Origin of the sequence: Cupriavidus malaysiensis, assembly GCF_001854325.1 — a bacterium.
Classification (GTDB): Bacteria; Pseudomonadota; Gammaproteobacteria; order Burkholderiales; family Burkholderiaceae; genus Cupriavidus; species Cupriavidus malaysiensis.
In genome coordinates this window covers 1,917,834-1,938,794 of the sequence record NZ_CP017755.1, presented here as the reverse complement: position 1 = coordinate 1,938,794, position 20,961 = coordinate 1,917,834, and the positions used below count along the sequence as shown (strand labels likewise).

Sequence of the window (20,961 nt, the reverse complement as noted above, 5' to 3'; positions counted from 1 at the left end):
CGATGCTGCTGCGCGTCTCAGGGTTTGTGCGGAGAAACGGCGTGCCTGCGGGCCGGCGCGAGGCGCCTGGCGTGCCCCTGGCGTGCCCTCCGGCGTGTCGCTGCGGCGCCTGGCACGGTGCCGCGGCAAGGCACGTTGTACCGTGCCGCCGGGGCCTGTTGCATGGCGGACCGTTGCGCCGTGCGCGCTGTTGCGGATTTGAACAATGGCGCGCGGCGGTGCGCTTGCGGCGGGGGTGGCAACCGTGCCGGGCGGTCGGCACGGCACTGGCACAGCGATTGCAGGTAGGTGGCGCGGCCTACGCGTCGCGCCGGTGCCGCCAGTTGGTGAGCGGGTGATCAGGTCACCAGCCGCGGCGCAGCCAACGGTTCGAACCAACCAATAATGAAGGGAGACATTGCAACGATGAAGCCACAACAATCCGCGCTGCCCGCGCTCAAGAGCCTGGTCGTGCTGACGGCCGCCGCGCTGTCCTTCGGCGCCATGGTCGGCGCCGCCGAAGCCGCCGCCGGCGACGTGACCTGGGAAGACATCCTCAACGACGACAAGACCCCCGGCGACGTGCTGACCTATGGCCTGGGCGTGAAGGCGCAGCGCTACAGCCCGCTCAAGCAGGTCAACGCCAAGACCGTGAGCCAGCTGGTGCCGGCCTGGTCGTTCTCCTTCGGCGGCGAGAAGCAGCGTGGGCAGGAGGGCCAGGCGCTGGTGCGCGACGGCGTGATCTACATCACCGCTTCGTACTCGCGCTTCTATGCCATCGACGCGCGTACCGGCAAGCAGTTGTGGGCCTACGAGCACCGCCTGCCCAACGATATCCGTCCCTGCTGCGACGTGGTCAACCGCGGCGCCGCCATCTACGGCGACAAGGTCTACTTCGGCACGCTCGACGCCGCCGTGGTGGCGCTCGACCGCAAGACCGGCAAGGTGGTTTGGAAGGAGAAGTTCGGCGACCACAAGGTCGGCTACACCATGACCGGCGCGCCCACCATCGTCAAGGACAAGCGCACCGGCCGCGTATTGCTGGTGCACGGTTCCTCGGGCGACGAGTTCGGCGTGGTCGGCTGGCTGTTCGCGCGCGATCCCGATACCGGCAAGGAGGTGTGGGCGCGCCCGCTGGTGGAAGGCCATATGGGCCGCCTCGACGGCAAGGACAGCACGCCCACCGGCGATCCCAAGGCGCCGTCCTGGCCGGCCGACCCCGAATCGCCCACCGGCAAGGTCGAGGCCTGGAACCACGGTGGCGGCGCGCCTTGGCAGAGCGCCTCCTTCGACGTGGATACCAACACCATCGTCATCGGCGCGGGCAATCCGGCGCCGTGGAACACCTGGAAGCGCACCGCCAAGGGCGACGACCCGCGCAACTGGGACAGCCTGTTCACCTCCGGCCAGGCCTACGTCGATGCCAGCACCGGCGAACTGAAGGGTTTCTACCAGCACACGCCCAACGATGCCTGGGACTTCTCGGGCAATAACTCGGTGATCCTGTTCGAGTACAAGGACGCCAAGACCGGCAAGCAGATCAAGGCCTCGGCGCACGCCGACCGCAACGGCTTCTTCTTCGTCACCGACCGCGAGAAGCTCGCCACCGGCGCCGGCTATCCCAACAAGCCGACCTCGCTGATCGGGGCCTGGCCCTTCGTCGACGGCATCACCTGGGCCTCGGGCTTCGACCTCAAGACCGGCAAGCCGATCGAGAAGAACAACCGCCCGCCGCTGCCCAAGGACGGCGAGGACAAGGGCGAGAGCGTGTTCGTCTCGCCGCCCTTCCTCGGCGGCACCAACTGGCACCCGATGTCCTACAGCCCTGACACCGGCCTGTTCTACATCCCCGCCAACCACTGGGCGATGGACTACTGGACCGAGCACCTGACCTACAAGCCGGGTTCGGCCTACCTCGGCCAGGGCTTCCGCATCAAGCGCCTGTTCGACGACCACGTGGGTATCCTGCGCGCCATCGATCCCAAGACCGGCAAGATCGCCTGGGAGCACAAGGAGAAGTTCCCGCTGTGGGCCGGCACGCTGACCACTGCCGGCGGCCTGGTCTTCACCGGCACCTCGGACGGCTTCATGAAGGCCTTCGATGCCAAGACCGGCAAGGAGCTGTGGAGTTTCCAGACCGGCTCCGGCGTGGTCTCGGTGCCGATCACCTGGGAAATGGACGGCGACCAGTACATCGGCGTGCAGTCGGGCTACGGCGGCGCGGTGCCGCTTTGGGGCGGCGATATGGCCGAGCTGACCAAGCAGGTCACGCAGGGCGGCTCGATGTGGGTGTTCAAGCTGCCCAAGGCGACACGGCTGTAAGCAGGAGGGGCCGAGGCGGCGGGGCGAGCGTCCCGCCGCCTCGGCCGCCCGCCGGCGCCGCGCGTGTCATGCGGTGGCGCTGCTCGGATCCGCTCGGATCCGCTTTCCGCCCGCTTCAGGAGCTTCCCATGCGACTTCCCGCCCGCCCTGCGCGTTTCCCCCGCCATGCGGCGTTCATGCTGGGCGCAGCCGTGGCGCTGGCCGCGCCTGCCGCCCAGGCCCAGCCGAAGACCATCACGCCGCTGGTCATCAACGGCTGCGGCATCTGGCCCCATGCCCGCTGCGCCGGCGCCGACCTGCGCCATGCCGACCTGTCCGGCCAGAACCTGGCCGGCGCCGACCTGCGCGGCGCCCGGCTGGCGCGGGCCGACCTGCGCGGCACCAACCTGGCCGGCGCCAATCTCGACGGCGCCGACCTGACCGGCGCGCGCCTGAACAAGGTCAACGCCCCTGCGGCGACCTTTCGCAACGCCAGGCTGGTCGGCGCCGACCTGGAATTCGGCCGCATCATGCGCGCCGATTTCAGTGGCGCCGACCTCACCGCCGCCAGCCTGGAAGCGGCGCGTGCGCAATTCGCCTGGTTCGCCGGCGCCAAGCTGGCCGACGCCAACCTGCAGGAAACCAAATTCGTGACCGTTAACCTGCGCAATGCCACGCTGGAAGGGAGCCTGATCCGCTACACGATCTTTCCCGACAGCGCCTTCGAGGGCTGCCGCGGCTGCCCGACGGACTGGTAGGCACCATGACATCGATCCTTCAACATCCGCACCGGGAACCCAGGGGGAAGACCATGGGCATGCTCGCGATGACGCTCTGGCTGGCGCTGGCCGCGCTGGCCCTGTTCGTGCTGACCATCGGCTGCGCGGCGGCCGAGGTCGCGCATGCGCCGGTGGTCGACGCCTCGCGGCTGCCGCCGCTCGGTACCGAGTGGCGCACAGAGAACCCCTATCGCGGCAACGCCGAGGCCGAAGCGGTCGGGCGCACGGTATTCAACCAGTCGTGTGCGCGCTGCCACGGCGCCGATGCCGCCGGCGGCGGCAGCGCGCCCGACCTGCGCCGGCTCGACGGTTTCTGCCGCGCCATCGGCGACGCCAAGCTGCGCCACGACTGCATGGTCGACAACGACGTTTTCTTCCGCGACTCGGTGCTGCACGGCAAGGTGCGGGTCGGCGTGGTGCACATGCCGCCGTGGGAAGGGCTGCTGCCGCAGGAGGTGCTGTGGGCGGTGCAGGCCTTCGTGGAGTCGCAGCGGGGCAAGTGATGAGCGGGGACCGCGGAACCCTCGCGTCACGCGGAATCCGGCAAGGGCCCGGCTGGCAGGCCGGCCTCGCCGGCACGTACCACGACCGCAGAGACATTGTCGCTGCCGCCGCGCTCGAGCGCGGCCTGCACCAGGGCCCTGGCGGCCTGCGCACAGTCGTCGCCGCAGGCCGCCAGGATCGACGCGATGTCTTCGTCGCAGAGCTCGTTGCTGAGACCGTCGCTGCACAGCAGGAACACGGTGCCGGCGTCGGCTTCGATCTCCCGTTCTTCCGTCTCGAGCGTGGCGGCGGCGCCGAGTGCACGCGTGACCAGGTTCTGCGCCGGGTGGTGCCGGGCCTGCCCGGCGGTGATCAGCCTGCGCGCGCGCAGCTCTTCCGCGCGGTTGTGGTCGTGCGTGATGCGCGAGAGGTGGCCGTCGCGCAGGACATAGAGCCGGCTGTCGCCCGCCCACAGGCAGGCACAGCGGCAGGCACGGCGCGGGCCGCAGGCGAGCAGCACCACCACGGTACTGCCGATGCACGGCACGCGGCGGCGCGCGGCCTCGTCGAGCAGCGCCTGGTTGACCTGCTGCAGCGCCGCGCGCGCATCGCGCAGCGCGTCCCGCAGCGTGGCGGGCGCGGGCAGCGCGGCCAGCGCGGCCACCACCGCCTGGCTGGCGTAGTCGCCGAGCGCGTGGCCGCCCATGCCGTCGGCCACGGCCCACAGGCCGCGCCCGGGCAGGTCGAGGCAGGCGTCCTCGTTGCGCAGCCGCACCCGCCCGACGTCCGTGCAGGCGGAAGACTGCCAAGGGAATGGCGATGCGCAACGCACGATGTTCACGATGCGGGTTCACGGAATCACTGCGATCGGCCGGCACCTGCCATGCCGGGCGTGCCGCCACGGCCGCCGCAAGGCCCGGGTCGAGGTGGCACCGGGGAGCGCGCGCCCATCGATCAGCATAGCCACTGGGGCGCCGCGCTCAAAGCGGGCCGCGCAATCCCAGGCCCTCGCCGGGGACGGCTCGCCACGGCCAGGCCCCGACCCGGGCGGGCATCGGCGCGTTGCGCCGCCGGCTGCGTGCCGTACGTCACCCACGCAGGCTGAGGAAGAGGATGCCATGCGGACCGATGCGATATCGCTGCGCCGGCTGATCGGCAAATGGATGGGGCCGGCGGCCGGCCTGCCGGTGCGCATCACGCGTATGGCGCGCTCCCCGGTGAATCCGTACGGCTGCGTGCGGGTGGAGGCCGCGCATGGCGACAGCCGCCTCGCCTTGTTCTTCTTCCGGCACGGCGACGGATGCTGGTATGTGTTTCCCCCGCCGCGCGCCTGAGCGCGCGGCGGCGCCCGGTCGCGGCCCGCCTTGCAGGAAGGCGGCCCCGGAGCATGGTCCGGGCCTGGTGCGCCCGGGCTGCATGCAGGCGGATTTGGTCTACAGTGCCTGAAGGCGTCGCACGGATGCCGGCCGCAAGCACGCGCCGGCGGGACAGGTGGCGCCCGCCGACATAGGGAGGCAGGCATGAGCGACATTCCGCAGGGCTTCCGGCCCCTGGACCCGGGCCGGGTCAACCTGATGGATGCCCTGGAGGCGCGTTACTGGTGCGCGGAGCTGCACTGCACGCCGCAGCAGCTCGAGGACGCGGTCGATGCCGCAGGCGAACACCTGGCGGCGGTGCGCGCGCAGCTGGAGGCCTGGCGCGCCGCGGCCGGCGCACGGCCGGGCGGCGCGCCCGCGCCTTAGGGTTTCAGCAGCTCGGCGGCTTGGCCGGCTGGTCGGCTCGCCGCCTGGCTAAGCCGCCACGGGATCGCGCCGCGTGATGACCTGGCCGTTGCGCGCGCCCGTATGCCGGCCCGCGTGCCAGGTGACGGCGCCGTTGACGATCACGGTATCGATGCCTTCGGCCGGCCGCGTGGGCGTGTCGTAGTCCGCCGCGTCGCGTATCGTGCCGGCGTCGAAGATGACGAGGTCGGCATGATTGCCCGCCGCCAGCGTGCCGCGCCCGTGCAGGCCGAAGTTGCGCGCGGTGAGTCCGGTCATCTTCCACACCGCGGTTTCCAGCGGGAACAGGCCGATGTCGCGGCAGTAGTGGCCGAGCACGCGCGGGAAGGTGCCCCACAGGCGCGGGTGCGGATTCTCGCCCACGGGAATGCCGTCGGAGCCGATCATGGTGTCCTCGAAGGCGAGGATGCGCTGCACATCGCCCTCGTCCATCAGGAAGTAGATCGCGGTGCCGGGCTGCAGGCGCTGCGCGGCCTCCTGCTTGGACACGCCCCATTCGCGCGCGATCTCGTCGAGGTCGCGGCCGGCGCACTCGGGGTGCGGCTGGCTGGAGGCGATGCGCACGCGGCCTTCCAGCATGTGCGCCTCGGTGCGGATCATGGTGGAGCCGGCGGTGTAGGGATAGCAGTCGAGCGACACACACTGTTGCCGCATGGTCTCCTGGATAAAGGGCAGCGTGACGCGGCTGCGGCCGAAGTTGGGGGTGTTCTGCACCTTGTGGTGCGACACCACCACCGGCACGTCGAGCGCGCGGCCGATGCGGAAGGTCTCCTGCAGCGCCTCCATCACATGGTCGGATTCGTTGCGCATATGGGTGACATAGAGCGCCTTGCGCGCGCTCAGCGGCCGGCATACCTCGATGATCTCTTCGGTGGTGGCCTTTGCCGCCGGCGGGTAGAAAGTGCCGGTCGAGAGGCCGATGGCGCCGGCCTGCATGGCCTCTTCCACCAGGGCCTGCATGGCGGCGATCTCGCCGGCGTCGGCCGGGCGCTCGAGCGAGGCCATGGTGACCGCGCGCAGTGTGGAATGGCCGACCATGGCGGCCACGTTGACCGAGCTGGGCGCCGCGCGCAGCGCGTCGAGGTAGGCGGCGAAGGTGCCGAAGCGGCCGTCGGGCGGGGCGTCGATCAGGCCCAGCGGCATCGGCAGGTCCATGTCGGCGCGCAGCGGCGCGGCGCTGATGCCGCAGTTGCCGGCCACCACCGTGGTGACACCCTGCGAGACCTTGAACGGCATGGCCGGCTGCGACAGCACGGCCTGGTCGTCGTGGGTATGGGAATCGATGAAGCCGGGCGCGACGATGCGGCCGTGCGCGTCGAGCGTGCGCGCGGCGCTGTGGCCGGACAGGTCGCCGATGGCGGCGATGCGGCCGTCGCGCACTGCCACGTCGGCTTCGAAGCGCGGTGCCCTGCTGCCGTCGATCACGGTGCCGCCGCGGATCAGCAGGTCGTGGTGGGTGGTAACCGGTTCAGCCATCGTGGGGTTCTCCTGGGCAGGGCAAGGGGATCGGAAAGGGAGGCAGCAGCGGGGTGCCACCTTCAGCGGAAATGGCAGGCCACCAGGTGCTCGGCGGCCCCGGCGCCCGGGCGCGGGGTCAGCGCCGGCGCCTGGGTGCGGCAGACCTCCTGCGCCAGCGGGCAGCGCGTATGGAAGCGGCAGCCGGAGGGCGGCCGCGCCGGGCTGGGCGGGTCGCCCTGCAGCACCATGCGGCGCACCGGCGCGCGCGGGTCGGGTACCGGCGCGGCCGACAGCAGGATCTCGGTGTAGGGGTGGCGCGGCGCGTCGAACAGCGTGTCGCGGTCGGCCAGCTCGACGATGCGGCCCAGGTACATCACCGCCACGCGGTGGCTGATATGGCGTACCACGGCCAGGTCATGGGCGACGAACAGGTAGGCGATGCCGAATTCCTGCTGCAGGTCCATCAGCAGATTGACCACCTGGGCCTGCACCGACACGTCGAGCGCGGAGACCGGTTCGTCGCAGACGATCAGCCTGGGCTGCAGCGCCAGCGCGCGCGCGATGCCCAGGCGCTGGCGCTGGCCGCCGGAGAACTCGTGCGGATAGCGCGCGGCCGCTTCCGGGCGCAGCCCGACCTTGCCGAACAGCCACTGCACGCGCGCCTCGCGCTCGGCGCGCGAGCGCATGCCGAAATTGCGCAGCGGCTCGGCGACGATCTCGCCGGCGGTCAGGCGCGGGCTCAAGGAGGCGTAGGGGTCCTGGAAGATGATCTGCATGTCGCGCCGGCGCTGGCGCATGGCGCTGGCCGACAGCTCCAGCAGTTCTTCGCCGTCCAGGCGCACCGAGCCGGCGCTGGGTTCCACCAGGCGCAGAACGGACTTGGCGGTGGTGGTCTTGCCGCAGCCCGATTCGCCGACCAGCGACAGCGTCTCGCCGCGCGCCACCGTGAAGGAGACGCCATCGACGGCCTGTACCGGCGCGGGCGGCGGGGCCGGCCAGCGGCGCGGCGCGGCGTAGTGCTTGCGCAGGCCTTCGACCTGCAGCAAGGGGACGGCGGCCTGGGCGGGGGCGTTCATGCGGCGATCTCCAGCGGGGATGCGGGGTGGGCGGCGGCCACGGCGAAGCAGGCCACCAGGTGGCCTGCGCCGGATTCGGCCAGCGCCGGCGCCTGTTGGTGGCAGCGTGCCTCGGCCAGCGCGCAGCGCGGCGCGAAGGCGCAGCCACGCTGCGGCTGCAGCGGCGAGGGCACCAGGCCGGGGATCTCGGCCAGGCGCCCGCCGCCCGCATTGAGCGAAGGCATCGAGGCCATCAGCGCACGCGTGTAAGGGTGCAGCGGCCGGTCGAACAGCTCGGTCACGTCGGCTTCCTCCACCTTGCGCCCGGCGTACATCACCACCACGCGCTGGCAGCTCTCCGCCACCACGCCGAGGTCATGCGTGATCATCACCACGCCCATGCCGAGTTCCTGCTGCAGCCGGCGCACCAGCTCGAGGATCTGCGCCTGGATGGTGACGTCCAGCGCGGTGGTGGGTTCGTCGGCGATCAGCACTTCGGGATGGCAGGCCAGTGCCAGCGCGATCATCACGCGCTGGCGCATGCCGCCCGAAAGCTGGTGCGGATACTCGTCGACACGGCGCTCCGGCTCGGGAATCTGCACCAGGCGCAGCATCTCGATGGCGCGCCGGCGCGCCTCGGCGCGGCTGGCGCCCTGGTGCAGGCGCACCGTCTCGCCAATCTGGCGGCCGATGGTCAGCACCGGGTTGAGCGAGGTCATCGGCTCCTGGAAGATCATCGAGATGCGGTTGCCGCGGATGCGGCGCATCTCGCGCTCGCTCAGCGCCAGCAGCTCGGTGCCGCGCAGGCGGATGCTGCCGCGCACGCGGGCGGGCGGCGTGGCCAGCAGGCGCATGATGGCGAGCGCGGTCACGCTCTTGCCGCAGCCCGACTCGCCCACCACGCCGAGCGTCTCGCCGGCGCGCACGGTGTAGGACACGCCGTTGACGGAGCGCGCCGGCCCGCTGAGGGTATCGAAACGGACCTGCAGGTCCTGGACTTCCAGCAGCGGCGTGCCGGCGGGCGGCGTGGTCCGGTCTGGCATCATGTTCGGCTCCCGGGATCAGGGTTCAGAGTTGGCGCGCCAGGCGCGGATCGAGGGCGTCGCGCAGGCCGTCGCCGAGCAGGTTGATGGCCAGCACGGTGGTGGCGAGCAGCAGGCCGGGATAGAGCAGGATGTGGAAGGCCACGGCGACGAAGTTGCGGCCTTCGGCCATCATATTGCCCCAGCTCGGCGTCTGCGGCGGCACGCCCACGCCGAGGAAGGACAGGGCCGCCTCGGTCAGCACCGCGGCGGCGGCGATGAAGGTGGCCTGCACCACCAGGGGCGCCACCATATTGGGCAGCACATGGCGCAGCAGGATCACCGGCAGGCGCGTGCCGAGCGCGTGCGCGGCCTCGACGTAGAGCTGCTCGCGCAGCGTCAGCGCCAGCGAACGCACCAGCCGCACCACGCGCGGCACCTCGGGCACCGTGATGGCGACGATGACGGCGCCCAGGCTGGCCTGGGTCAGCGCCATCAGGGCGATCGCCAGCAGCACGCCGGGGATGGCCATCAGGCCGTCCATCACGCGCATCAGGAAGGCATCGGTCCAGCGCACGAAGCCGGCGGTGAGGCCGAGCGCCACGCCGAGCACGGTGGCCAGCAGGCCCACCGCGAGGGCCACCGTCAGCGAGACGCGGCCGCCCCAGACGGCGCGGCTGAAGACATCGCGGCCGAGCGCGTCGGTGCCGAACCAGTGCACGGCGGATGGGGGCTGCATGCGCGCCAGGGGATCGATGTCCTGCGGGTCGAAGGGCGCGAGCCAGGGCGCGGCCAGCGCGAGCGCGGCCACGGCAAGCAGCAGCAGCGCGCCGATCAGCAGGGTCGGGTGCTTGCGCACCCAGTACCAGCGGGGCAGCTGGAACGGGGTGTCATCGGGCAGGTCGGCGCCGTGATGGGCGCCGTTCGGGGCGCCGTTCGGGGCGCCGTTCAGGGCGGCGTCCGTCGCGCCGTCCACCGGCGCGGCGGGCAGGGATGGGGTCATGGTCGGGCTCCGGCTCAGTAGCGGATGCGCGGATCGAACAGCCGGTAGCTGAGGTCGATCAGGAGGTTGATCAGCACGTAGACGCCGGCGGACAACAGCAGCACGCTCTGGATCACCGGGTAGTCGTGGCGCTGCACGGAGTCCACCACCAGGCGGCCGATGCCCGGAATGGCGAACACGGTCTCGGTGACCACCACGCCGCCGATCAGCAGCGCGATGCCGATGCCCACCGTGGTGGCGATCGGCACCGCGGCGTTGCGCAGCGCGTGGCCCAGCACCGGCAGCACGCCCAGGCCCTTGGCGCGCGCGGTGCGGATGTAGTCCTCGTGCAGCACCTCGAGCACGGTGGCGCGCGTCATGCGCGTCACCAGCGCGATGTAGACCAGCGCCAGGTTGATGCAGGGCAGCACCAGGCTGCGCAGCCAGGCGCCGGCGCCTTCGGCCAGCGGCACGTAGCCTTGCACCGGGAACCAGGGCAGGCGGATGGCGAAGGCATAGACCAGCAGGTAGCCGACCAGGAACACCGGCAGCGAGAAGGCCAGCACGGCGAACAGCATCACCAGGCGGTCGACCCAGCTGCCGGCGCGGTAGGCCGCCAGCGTGCCGAGCGGCACCGCCACCAGCAGCGTCAGCAGCATGGTCAGCGCGGCGATCGACACGGTCGGCTCGAGCCGCTGGGCCAGCAGGGTGGTGACCGGCACGTGGGTGAAGATCGAAGTGCCGAGGTCGCCGCCGGCCAGGCGCCCGGCCCACAGCAGGAACTGCCGCCAGAGCGGCTGGTCGAGGCCGAGCGCGCCGCGCAGGCGGGCGATGTCGTCGGCAGTGGCGAGGTCCCCGGCGATCAGCGCCGCCGGATCGCCCGGCGACAGGTGGATCAGCAGGAAGACCACGACGGCCACCACGGCCATCACCGGCAGCGTGGCCAGCAGGCGGCGGAGCAGGAAGCCCATGGCGGCCCCGGCTCAGCGGTCGAGGGCCCAGACCGTGGGCACGCCGCCCCACAGCTTGTCCAGGCCCTTGAGGTTGGCGCGGGCGGCGAAGGCCGCCGAATACTGGCCGGCGTTCACATAGGGCACGGCCTCGTAGGCGCGCTTCTGGAAGGCGTCGAGCAGCTCGCGGCGCTTGGCCGGCGCCGTCTCGCGCACCCAGGCGCTGCGCAGTTCGTCGAGCGGCTTGTCGCAGGGCCAGCCGGGCAGGCTGCTGCCGCAGGCCGCGCTCAGGTAGGCATTGGTGATGGGCGAGTTGGCGTCGAACTCGCCGGCCACGGTGACGTACATGTTCCAGCCGCCGGCCTCGGGCGCGTCGCGCTTGGCGCGGCGCGCGCCGATCGAGGCCCAGTCCATGTTCTGCATGTCGACGTTGACGCCGATGCTGCGCAGGGTCTGCGCCGCCATCAGCGCCTCGGCATTGAGGGCGGTGACGTCGGTGGGCACCAGCAGCACCACCTTCTCGCCCTTGTAGCCGGCACCCGCCAGCATCTGCTTGGCCTTGGCCACGTCGGCCTTGCGGAAGGGATCGGCGCCGGCCGAGGTGTCGTTCGGGCTGCCGCAGATGAAGAAGGTGGCGCAGTAGTTCATGCGCATGTCCAGCGGGAAGCCCATGGCCGCGGTGAAGCGTTCCTGGCTGACCGCCTGCAGCACCGCCTGGCGCACCTTGGGGTTGTTGAAGGGCGGATGGAGCTGGTTCATCACCAGCATGCCCTGGTAGGTGCCGCCGGCGCCGATCTTGATGGCGGGATCGGCACGCAGGGGGGTGATGTAGTCGGGCGGCAGTTGCTCGATCAGGTCGACCTCGCCCCGCTTGAGCGCGGCGATGGCGCTGTTCGCGTCGGGCAGGTAGAGCCATTCGACGCGGTCGAAGTGGCCGGCCTTGTTGCCGGCCAGCCCGCTCGGTGCCTCGCGGCGGCCCACGTAGTTCGGGTTGCGCACGAACACCGCCTTGTTGCCGGGCACCCACTCATCGCGCTTGAACAGGTAGGGGCCGGAGCCGACCACCTCGGTCAGCGGCGCGGTGGCCGGCAGCTTGGCCAGGCGTTCCGGTAGGATCACCGGCGGGAAGCCCGAGGGCTTGGCCAGCGCGTCGAGCACCATGCCGAAGGGCTGCTGCAGGGTCAGCGTGAAGGTGCGCGCGTCGACCGCCTTCCAGGTGGCCCCGGCCTCGCCCATGGCGCGGCCGAGGCTGTCGCGCGCGCCCCAGCGCTGCAGCGAGGCCACGGCGTCGGCCGCCGTGACCGGCTGGCCGTCGGAGAACTTCAGGTTGGGGCGAAGCGTGAAGGTCCACTGCCTGCCGTCCTTGCTGCTGTTGAAGGTGTCGACCATCTGCGGCTGCGGCTTGCCGTTCGCGTCCTGGGCGAACAGCGTGTCGTAGACCATGTAGCCGAAATTGCGCGTGATGTAGGCCGTGGTGAAGGTCGGATCGAGGATCTTCAGGTCGGCGTGCGGCACGACCTTCAGGGTCTTGGCGGCAGCCTGGGCGTGGGCCTGCGGCGGCAGGGCCGCGCCGGTGCAGAGCAGCGCGCTGAGGACGATCGCGGCGGGCGCGGTGAGCGGGCGGTGGAACATGGTGTGTCTCCGTTGTGTTGGCCGGCTTCTCTGGTGTTCCTGGATGTGCCAGGAGGCGGAGGCCTGGTGTCCTGTTATCTGCGAGGCAGCCCTGGCCGGGCTCAGGTGGCGTCAGGTGGCGCTGAGGCGGCGCTCAGGCGGCGTCGAGCGGCCACTTCGGCCGCCGGATATGCCGGTACGGCAGGGTGCGCAGGTCCAGCGTGACCGCGCCCGGCGCGCCCACATAGATGACATGGCGTGCCACCTTCGAGAAGGCGGCATAGAAGTGCTGCGAGGACTTGACGACGATGAGCTTGCGCGCCGACAGGTCGCAGCCCAGCTGCGTGAACAGGTCGGTGCCCATGGCCTGGTTGCGCAGCGTGATCAGCACGATGTCGATGCCGCCGGCTTCCACCAGCGCGCAGTCGCCGAGCGGCATCGGCGCGTTGGCCAGGCCCGTCATCACCATGTCGGGATGGAGCGCCTTGACCGTGCAGTCGAGGTCGAGGGGCTGGCCGGACAGCGGGCCGATCTTGCCGCCGATGCGCAGCGGCAGCCGTGCCCCCACGCCGGCTTCGAAGGCGATGCGCACCGCCACCGGGTCCCACAGCGGGCCGATGGCGGCGTTGCCGATGCCGCGTTCGAGCAGGCGGCGCAGGATGAAGGTGGAGTCGCCGGCCGCGCCGCCGCCGGGGTTGTCGGCGCCGTCGGCCAGCACCACGGGGCCGCCGTCGCAGGCCAGCGCCTGGTCGAGCGCGGCATCGATGTCGGGGTAGGGTACGTCGAGCGCCTCGCGCAGGCCGATCAGCTCGTCGGCCAGCCGGCGCGCGAGCGCCTGGGCGGCGGCGGGGTCGCCGTCGGTGTAGACCAGCACCTTGGTGCCCATCTCGGGCACGTCGCCCCAGGCGAAGCCGTGCGCGATGGAGATCGACAGCACGCCATCGCGGCCTTCCAGCGCCTGGATGCGGTCGACGAAGCCGCGCGCCGGCTCGCGCGAAGTGTGCATGGTGACGATCATCTCGCAGTCGACCACCGCGGCCACCGGGCGGATGCGTCCCTCGGCCCTGGCCGCGCACAGGTCGACCAGTTCCAGCGCACGCTCCAGCACGTCGGTGTGCGGATATTCCTTGAAGGCGATCAGCAGGTCCGCGTGCGCGGTCATGGCCGGCGTCAGGTGGCTGTGCGGGTCCAGTTCGGCGCCGACCACCACCTCGGGCCCGACGATCTCGCGAACCCGGCGCAGCAGGTCTCCCTCGCAGTCATCGTAGCCATCGGCGACCATGGCGCCGTGCAGCCCGAGCAGCACCATGTCGACCGGCAGCGCCGCGCGCAGGTCGGCCAGCAGTTCCTCGCGCAGGGACTCGTAAGCCTGGCGCGTGGTGGTGCCGCTGGGCTGGGCCCCGGCCACCATGCCTTCCAGCAGGGTCCAGCCGCGTTCCTTGCCGCGCAGGCGCGCGGCCCACAGCGGGCCGGAGAAGAAAGTCATCTGGTCGGGATGCTTGCCCGCCGGGAAGTAGCCGCGGTCGCGGAAGGACGCCAGCCCGGTGGGCATGGGCGCGAAGGTGTTGGTCTCGGTGGCGAGGGAAGCGCTGAACACGCGCATGGTTGTCTCCTGGATGTCGTTGTTGTCTTGGTTGTCCGTCTTGCCATCCGCGCGCCGCGGCGCTAGGCGGCGCGGGGGCGCAGGCGGCCGGGTCCCAGCATGGCGGCGGTCAGGCCGAAGGCGGCCGCGTGCGCCGGCACCGGCAGGCCGCGCGCCAGCGCGGCACAGGTCTCGCCCATGGCGGCCGAGGTCTGGATGCCGTAGCCGCCCTGCGCCGCCACCCAGAAGAAGCCGGGCACGGCGTCGTCGAAGCCGCCCACCAGGTCGCCGTCGGCGACGAAGGAGCGCAGTCCCGCCCAGGTGCGCGCCGGGTGACGGATCGACAAGGTGGTGGCTTCCTCGATGCGGTGGATGGCCAGGGCGATGTCCAGTTCTTCGGGCTGCACGTCCTGGGGCTCGACCGGGTCGGCGTTGGCGGGCGAACCGAGCAGCATGCCGGCGTCGGGCTTGAGATACCAGGATTCGTCCGCGCTGTGCACCATCGGCCAGCCGTGGCAGTCCAGGCCGGCCGGCGGCTGGAACACGAAGGCCGAGCGGCGGCAGGGCTGCAGACCCAGCGGCGCCACGCCGGCCAGGCGCGCCACCACGTCGGCCCAGGCGCCGGCGGCGTTGACCAGCACCGGGGCACGGAAGGACTGGGTGCCGGTAGCGACCTGCCACTCTGCGCCGTCGCGCGCGATGGCGCGCACTTCGGCGTCGCACACCAGCTTGCCGCCGGCCTGGCGCATGCCGCGCAGATAGCCCTGGTGGATGGCGTGCACGTCCATGTCGGCCGCGCCGGGTTCGTAGACCGCGCCGATGACCTGCTCGGGGCGCAGCACGGGCACGCGCGCGCAGGCTTCTGCGGCGCTCAGCCGCCGCGCTTCGGGCGCCATCGGGTGCAGCACCGCCCAGTGTTCGTCGAGCAGGGCTTCCTGGCCGGGCGCGGCTACCATCATGGCGCCGCGCGGGCTCAGCAGCGGGTGCTCGGCGAAGCCGGCCGGCGGTTGCTCAAGGAAGGCGCGGCTGGCCATGGTCAGGGCGCGCACCTGCGGCGTGCCGTAGCTTTCCATGAAGAGGGCGGCCGAGCGGCCGGTGGAGTGGTAGCCGGGCTGGCTCTCCCGTTCCAGCACGGTGACGCTGCCGTGCGGCGCCAGCCAGTAAGCGATGGAAGCGCCGGCAATGCCGGCGCCGATCACCAGGAAATCGGAGCGGAGCGGGGAAGCGGAGGTGGGCGTTTGCATGAAATCGGGTCGGCGGCGCATCCCGGGCCGGGGCGCGATCTTCAGGGGTGCAGCGAGTGTATTCAAGAATTTGCGAATACGCAAATTAGCGTTTACGCAAATTCGCGTTTATGCAAATTTGCGGATGCACAAATTGGCGGATCCGCAAATTCTGGGATAATCTGCCCTCACGCCGTCCGCCGGGACGGCGCCGTGCCATCGATAGAGGACCTGGCTTGAAAGAGAAAGACGTGCCGCCGCGCGGCGCCAATGCATCGCGCACCCTTGACCGGGAGACTTTCGGCGAGCGCCTGCGCCGCGCACGCAAGGACTTCGGCTGGACCCTGGCCCACCTGTCGGAGCTGTCCGGCGTCTCCATCACCACCATCTCGCGCGCTGAGCGTGGCCAGCTTGCGCTGGGCTACGAGAACTTTGCGGCCCTGGGCAAGGCGCTGCAGATGGACATGGGGGAAATGTTCGCCGGCGCCGGCGAGACCGCGGCGCCGTTCCAGGGGCCGATCGTCACGCGCGCCAACCAGGGCGTGGTCTACACGGGCCAGTCGATCACCTATGAGTTCCTCGGCACCGAGGCGGCGGGCAAGCAGATGAGCCCCACCGTGGCGACGGTGCACGCGCGCCGCATCACCGGCCCCGAAGCCTACGCCAGCCACCCGGGCGAAGAGTTCATCTACGTGCTCAGCGGCGAGGTCGAGGTGCATTTCACCAATGGCGAGTTCGTACGGCTCGCGCGGGGCGATTCGCTTTACTTCGATGCGCGCCTCGGGCACGCCTATATCAGCGTCAGCCGCCAACTGGCGCGCACCATCGGTGTCACCACCAGCGAGAGCGCGCAGATGCGTTCGGCGCAGGCCGGGGCGACGGCTGCGAGCGCGCAGGCGAAGCGCAGCGCCAAGCTGGCCGGGCGCGAGGCGGCGAAGCCGGCGACTAAGCCAGCGGTGGAAACGGCGGTGGAGACGGCGCCAGCCGGGGAGCGGCGCCGCGCGCGTGCGCCGGCAGTGCCACGCAGGCGGACCTGACGCGATGAACGCGCCGCCGGTGGGGTGGAAATTTCCATGTCAAATGCCGAGAAATTGGCATTGCGCGCCGATTTGCCTCTTTGGTATGCTTCGCTCCGTCTTCACTACGGGTGATTCCCATGGACAGTTGTTCTAGTCGGCCGCCGGCCGATTCCTGAGCGGCTAGTCAGTCAAGGCGATTCCTCGCCACTGCCTGGCCGATACGGCGGGTAGTGGCATGCGCGCGGGTTCTCCGCACGCCTCCCTCCCACATCCATTGCTTCGACTTCCGCTGATCGGCTGATCGCGCGATGGACGGCGCTCGTCCGTCATCCGCGCGCCGCGCGGCGGAGTCGTCTCGCCTGCCTGCTGCCGGAATGCCGGCAAGGCATGAGGGAGGCTTCATGTCATTCCATCTGATTCCTTTCGGGCTGGCCGCCTTGCCCTATCTGCGCGCCTGGCGTGCCGCGGCCGTGCTGGCCCTGTCGGACCGGCGCTGCCGTCACTGTGGCGCCGCGGCGTTGCCGCCCGGCGCGCAAGCCTTCGAGGAGGTGCCGCGATGAAGCTCGGCATGCTCAGAACCCTGTACGCGGCCTTCCTGCGCACGCGCCGCGCCACCCACCACTTCCGCCGCCTCGCGCTGTTCGAATCGCTGCACGACCAGAAGAGCGCGCGGGTGGTTCCCGAGGCGCTCTCGCGCGAGCTGCACCGCGCCGCCCGCGACGATATCCCGGCGGTGCTGGTACACCTGCGTGCACACGAGGACGGGTTGACCAGCCTGGACGTGGAGGAGCGGCTGGACCGCCTGGGCCCCAACGAGGTCGAGCACGAGAAGCCCTTGCCGGCCTGGCTTCACTTCTGGCACGCCTACAGTAATCCCTTCAACCTGCTGCTGACGGTGCTGGCGGTCATCTCCTGGCTGACCGACGACGTCCAGGCCACCACCGTGATCGGCACCATGGTGCTGCTGTCGACGGTGATCCGCTTCGTGCAGGAGCGGCGCTCGAACCGCGCCGCCGACGCCCTCAAGGCCATGGTCAGCACCACCGCCACGGTGGTGCGGCGCGACCTGGTGCGCCTGCGCGCGGCGGAGGACGCCAGGCACTTCAATATGCAGGTGCACTCGCGCCCGCCGGCACAGATCGAAGTGCCGCTGCGCGAGCTGGTGCCGGGCGAGATCGTGGTGCTGTCGGCGGGCGACATGATCCCGGCCGACTGCCGCATCCTCGCCGCCAAGGACCTGTTCGTCAGCCAGGCCGCGATGACCGGCGAGTCACTGCCGGTGGAGAAATTCGCCGAGCTGCGCGCACCCACCGCCAACGCGCTCGAACTGGGCAATATCGTCTTCATGGGCACCAATGTGGTCTCTGGCGCTGCCTCCGCGGTGGTACTGGAGACGGGTAACCGCACCTACTTCGGCACCCTGGCGTCACGCGCGACCTCGGCCGACCGCTCCGGCACCGCCTTCCAGGCCGGCGTCAACCAGGTGAGCTGGCTGCTGATCCGCTTCGCCCTGGTGATGGTGCCCATCGTGCTGCTGGTCAACGGCTTCACCAAGGGCGACTGGATGGAGGCCTTCCTGTTCGCGCTGTCGGTGGCGGTGGGCCTGACGCCGGAGATGCTGCCGATGATCGTGACCTCGACGCTGGCCAAGGGCGCGGTGCTGATGTCGCGCCGCCAGGTCATCGTCAAGCGCCTCGACGCGATCCAGAACTTCGGCGCGATGGACGTGCTGTGCACCGACAAGACCGGCACCCTGACACGCGACAAGATCGTGCTGGAGCGGCATACCGACGTGCTCGGCCAGGTCTCGCAGGAGGTGCTCAAGCACGCCTACCTGAACAGCTATTTCCAGACCGGCCTGAAGAACCTGCTGGACCGTGCGGTGCTGGAGCACGCCGAGCTGCAGAAGGAACTGAAGCTGGTGCTCGACTACCGCAAGGTCGACGAGATCCCCTTCGACTTCGAGCGGCGCCGCATGTCGGTGGTGGTGTCCGAACGCGGCGACCACAACGAGCTGATCTGCAAGGGTGCCGTCGAAGAGGTGCTGGCCGCCTGCACCTGGGTGCAGATCGACGGCATGGTGCGGCCGCTGGACGGCGCGCTGCTGGCCCGGGTGCGCCAGGTCACCCACGACCTGAACCAGGAAGGCCTGCGCGTGGTGGCGGTGGCGATGAAGGAAACGCCGGCCTCGATGACCACCTACAGCGTGGCCGACGAGCGCGACCTGACGCTGGTCGGTTACATCGCCTTCCTCGATCCGCCCAAGGAGTCCACCGCGCCGGCCCTGCGCGCGCTGGCCGCGCACGGCGTGGACGTCAAGGTGCTGACCGGCGACAACGAGCTGGTCACCGCCAAGGTCTGCCGCGAGGTCGGCCTGGAGTTGGACGGCGTGCTGCTCGGGCCCGACGTGGAGACGATGGACGCGGCGGCGCTGGCGCAGGCGGTCGAGGCGCACAATGTGTTCGCGCGCCTGTCGCCGCTGCACAAGGAACGCATCGTGCAGGCGCTGCGCGCCAACGGCCACGTGGTCGGCTTCATGGGCGACGGCATCAACGACGCCGCCGCGCTGCGCGCTGCCGACATCGGCATCTCGGTGGACAGCGCGGTGGACATCGCCAAGGAGGCGGCCGACATCATCCTGCTGGAGAAGAGCCTGATGGTGCTGGAAGCCGGCGTGATCGAAGGGCGGCGCACCTTCTGCAATATGCTGAAGTACATCCGCATGACGGCCAGCTCCAACTTCGGCAACGTGTTCTCGGTGCTGGTGGCGAGCGCCTTCCTGCCCTTCCTGCCGATGCTGCCGCTGCAGCTGCTGGTGCAGAACCTGCTCTACGACATCTCCCAGATCGCCATCCCCTTCGACAAGGTCGACGAGGAACTGGTGAACCGGCCGCTGACCTGGAATCCGGGCGACATCGGCCGCTTCATGCTGTTCTTCGGGCCGCTCAGCTCGCTGTTCGACCTCGCCACCTTCGCGCTGATGTGGTTCGTCTTCCACGCCAGCACGCCGGCGCAGCAGTCGCTGTTCCAGTCGGGCTGGTTCGTGGTGGGGCTGGTCACGCAGACGCTGATCGTGCACATGATCCGCACGCCCAAGCTGCCGTTCATCCAGAGCCGCGCGGCCTGGCCGCTGACGCTGATGACCGGGCTGATCATCGCCATCGGCATCTACCTGCCGATGGGCCCGCTGGCGGCCAACTTCAAGCTGGTGCCGCTGCCGCTGGCCTACTTCCCCTGGCTGGTGGCGATCGTGCTGGGCTATGCGCTGCTGACCACGGCGATGAAGCGCTTCTATCTGCGCCGCTTCGGCTGGATGTGAGGCGAGGCGGGATGCTTGAGCGTGCGGCTCGGGGCTGCACTGCGGCGGCCTGCTCGGGCGCCGCGCCGGCCGCCCGCACGAACCGTGCAGGCTTTCCCAGCTCGCCGCGGAAGCACGGCGCCGCCCGGGCCGCCCGCACCGCCGCCGCGTACCGGGCGCTCAGCGCGTCAGCAGGCGCGAGCGCACAAAGCCGGCGTGCGCGCGCAGTGCCTCCATCAGCCCGGCGGAGGGCACGCGGTCCAGGTCGGTCACCACATAGCCGGTGGCGCCGCGCGTCTGCAGGTGCTGGCCGGTGATGTTGGCGCCGTCCTGTGCCAGCAGCGTGTTGAGCGCGGCCAGCGCGCCGGGGGCGTTGCTGTGCACGTTCAGCAGGCGTGCCGGCGCCTGCAGAGGGCCGGGATCGACCTCGGGGAAGTTGACCGCGCCGATGGTGCCGCCGGTGGTCAGGAAGTGGACCAGCTTGGCCGCCACTTCGGTGCCGATGTTCTCCTGCGCCTCCTCGGTGCTGCCGCCGACGTGCGGGGTCAGCAGCACGTTGGGCAGGCCCTGCAGCTCGCTGACGAACGGCTCGCTGTTGGTCTTGGGCTCTTCGGGGAAGACATCGATGGCGGCACCGCCCAGGCGCTTCTCGCGCAGCGCCGCAGCCAGCGCGGCAATGTCGACCACGGTGCCGCGCGAGGCATTGATCAGGATGGCGCCGGGTTTGCACGCGGCCAGCACCCGCGCATCGACCAGGTTGCGGGTGCGCGGCGTGGCGGGCACGTGCAGCGTGACCACGTCGGCCTGCCCGACCGCCTCCTCGAGCGTGGCGCAGGCACGCGCCGAGCCCAGCGAGAGGCGGGCCAGCACGTCGAAGTAGACCACCTGCATGCCCATGGCCTCGGCCAGCACGCCGACCTGCGAGCCGATATTGCCGTAGCCGACGATGGCGATGGTCTTGCCACGCGCCTCGAAGGCGCCGCTGGCGCCCTTGGCCCACTTGCCGGCATGTGCCAGCGCGCTCTTCTCCGGAATGCGCCGCAGCAGCATCACGGCCTCGGCGATCACCAGCTCGGCCACCGAGCGCGTGTTGGAGAACGGCGCGTTGAAGACGGGAATGCCGGCCGCGGCGGCGGCCTCGAGGTCGACCTGGGAGGTGCCGATGCAGAAGCAGCCGATCGACAGCAGTTGCGGCGCGCTGGCGATGTCCGCCGCGCGCAGGTGGGTGGCGGAGCGGATGCCGACCAGGTCGTGGGCGGCCAGCACCTGGCGCAACTCGTCGCCGGCCAGCGCGCCCGTGCGGCGGTCGACCGAGATGCCGGCGCCCTGCAGCGGCGCGGTGGCGCTCTGGTGGATGTTCTCCAGCAGCATGGCGGTCGTCATGGCTGCCTCCGGTGCGCCGGGACGGCGGCGCGGGCGCGCCGTCCGGGCATGAGCA

18 protein-coding genes are annotated in these 20,961 nt (G+C 70.8%); 8 read left to right on the top strand and 10 right to left on the bottom strand.

The window, feature by feature from the left end; genetic code table 11:
• The first annotated feature begins 483 nt into the window (after positions 1–483).
• From BKK80_RS28090 to pedF, 3 genes are all read left to right on the top strand, one after another.
• Positions 484–2,301, top strand: a complete 1,818-nt coding sequence (locus BKK80_RS28090) for a methanol/ethanol family PQQ-dependent dehydrogenase (RefSeq protein WP_231908249.1) — start codon at positions 484–486, stop codon at positions 2,299–2,301.
• Between the two features lie 128 nt (positions 2,302–2,429).
• The gene (locus BKK80_RS28085) at positions 2,430–3,038 is read left to right on the top strand and encodes a pentapeptide repeat-containing protein (RefSeq protein ID WP_071019788.1); all 609 of its coding nucleotides are present in this window, start codon (positions 2,430–2,432) and stop codon (positions 3,036–3,038) included.
• A 5-nt stretch (positions 3,039–3,043) separates the two neighbouring features.
• A complete protein-coding gene (pedF, locus tag BKK80_RS28080) occupies positions 3,044–3,562 on the top strand; it encodes a cytochrome c-550 PedF (protein ID WP_198173370.1) in 519 nt (172 codons plus the stop codon).
• 26 nt (positions 3,563–3,588) lie between these two features.
• Here the strand turns inward: pedF and BKK80_RS28075 are convergent, their stop codons facing one another.
• Complete coding sequence (locus tag BKK80_RS28075) at positions 3,589–4,374, bottom strand: PP2C family protein-serine/threonine phosphatase (protein ID WP_071073377.1); 786 nt, start codon at positions 4,372–4,374, stop codon at positions 3,589–3,591.
• A gap of 286 nt (positions 4,375–4,660) precedes the next feature.
• Between BKK80_RS28075 and BKK80_RS28070 the strand changes: the two genes are divergently transcribed.
• The gene (locus BKK80_RS28070; protein WP_071072179.1) at positions 4,661–4,876 is read left to right on the top strand and encodes a hypothetical protein; all 216 of its coding nucleotides are present in this window, start codon (positions 4,661–4,663) and stop codon (positions 4,874–4,876) included.
• Positions 4,877–5,062: 186 nt separating this feature from the next.
• A complete protein-coding gene (locus tag BKK80_RS28065; RefSeq protein ID WP_071019794.1) occupies positions 5,063–5,284 on the top strand; it encodes a DUF3606 domain-containing protein in 222 nt (73 codons plus the stop codon).
• A gap of 48 nt (positions 5,285–5,332) precedes the next feature.
• On the opposite strand, the gene BKK80_RS28060 is transcribed toward BKK80_RS28065, so the two are convergent.
• The 8 genes from BKK80_RS28060 to BKK80_RS28025 all read right to left on the bottom strand — a co-directional run bounded on the left by BKK80_RS28060 (position 5,333) and on the right by BKK80_RS28025 (position 15,227).
• Positions 5,333–6,799: an N-acyl-D-amino-acid deacylase family protein gene (locus BKK80_RS28060; RefSeq protein WP_071072177.1), complete on the bottom strand. Its 1,467-nt coding sequence runs from the start codon at positions 6,797–6,799 to the stop codon at positions 5,333–5,335.
• Between the two features lie 62 nt (positions 6,800–6,861).
• On the bottom strand, positions 6,862–7,857 hold the full coding sequence (locus tag BKK80_RS28055; RefSeq protein WP_071072175.1) for an ABC transporter ATP-binding protein: 996 nt from the start codon (positions 7,855–7,857) through the stop codon (positions 6,862–6,864).
• Positions 7,854–8,882 (bottom strand): ABC transporter ATP-binding protein, encoded by a 1,029-nt coding sequence (locus BKK80_RS28050; protein WP_071019803.1) that lies wholly within the window; start codon positions 8,880–8,882, stop codon positions 7,854–7,856. Before BKK80_RS28050 ends, BKK80_RS28055 begins: the two co-directional genes overlap by 4 nt.
• A 22-nt stretch (positions 8,883–8,904) precedes the next feature.
• Entirely contained in the window at positions 8,905–9,861 is a 957-nt protein-coding gene (locus BKK80_RS28045; protein WP_231908116.1) for an ABC transporter permease, read from the bottom strand.
• A 14-nt stretch (positions 9,862–9,875) separates the two neighbouring features.
• Positions 9,876–10,811, bottom strand: coding sequence for an ABC transporter permease (locus BKK80_RS28040; protein WP_071072173.1), 936 nt, complete (start codon positions 10,809–10,811; stop codon positions 9,876–9,878).
• Positions 10,812–10,823: 12 nt separating this feature from the next.
• Positions 10,824–12,422 (bottom strand): ABC transporter substrate-binding protein, encoded by a 1,599-nt coding sequence (locus BKK80_RS28035; RefSeq protein WP_071019808.1) that lies wholly within the window; start codon positions 12,420–12,422, stop codon positions 10,824–10,826.
• 133 nt (positions 12,423–12,555) lie between these two features.
• Positions 12,556–14,004, bottom strand: a complete 1,449-nt coding sequence (locus tag BKK80_RS28030; RefSeq protein WP_071072171.1) for a M81 family metallopeptidase — start codon at positions 14,002–14,004, stop codon at positions 12,556–12,558.
• A gap of 62 nt (positions 14,005–14,066) precedes the next feature.
• Positions 14,067–15,227: an NAD(P)/FAD-dependent oxidoreductase gene (locus BKK80_RS28025; protein WP_071022505.1), complete on the bottom strand. Its 1,161-nt coding sequence runs from the start codon at positions 15,225–15,227 to the stop codon at positions 14,067–14,069.
• A gap of 215 nt (positions 15,228–15,442) precedes the next feature.
• Between BKK80_RS28025 and BKK80_RS28020 the strand changes: the two genes are divergently transcribed.
• From BKK80_RS28020 to mgtA, 3 genes are all read left to right on the top strand, one after another.
• Positions 15,443–16,243 (top strand): helix-turn-helix domain-containing protein, encoded by an 801-nt coding sequence (locus BKK80_RS28020; RefSeq protein ID WP_231908117.1) that lies wholly within the window; start codon positions 15,443–15,445, stop codon positions 16,241–16,243.
• 383 nt (positions 16,244–16,626) lie between these two features.
• Positions 16,627–16,785, top strand: a complete 159-nt coding sequence (locus BKK80_RS36775) for a hypothetical protein (RefSeq protein WP_157903357.1) — start codon at positions 16,627–16,629, stop codon at positions 16,783–16,785.
• Positions 16,782–19,544 (top strand): magnesium-translocating P-type ATPase, encoded by a 2,763-nt coding sequence (gene mgtA / locus BKK80_RS28015; RefSeq protein ID WP_071072169.1) that lies wholly within the window; start codon positions 16,782–16,784, stop codon positions 19,542–19,544. Before BKK80_RS36775 ends, mgtA begins: the two co-directional genes overlap by 4 nt.
• Positions 19,545–19,703: 159 nt before the next feature.
• Here mgtA and serA read toward each other — a convergent pair whose 3' ends face one another.
• Positions 19,704–20,906, bottom strand: coding sequence for a phosphoglycerate dehydrogenase (gene serA / locus BKK80_RS28010; RefSeq protein WP_071019815.1), 1,203 nt, complete (start codon positions 20,904–20,906; stop codon positions 19,704–19,706).
• Between the last annotated feature and the right edge of the window lie 55 nt (positions 20,907–20,961).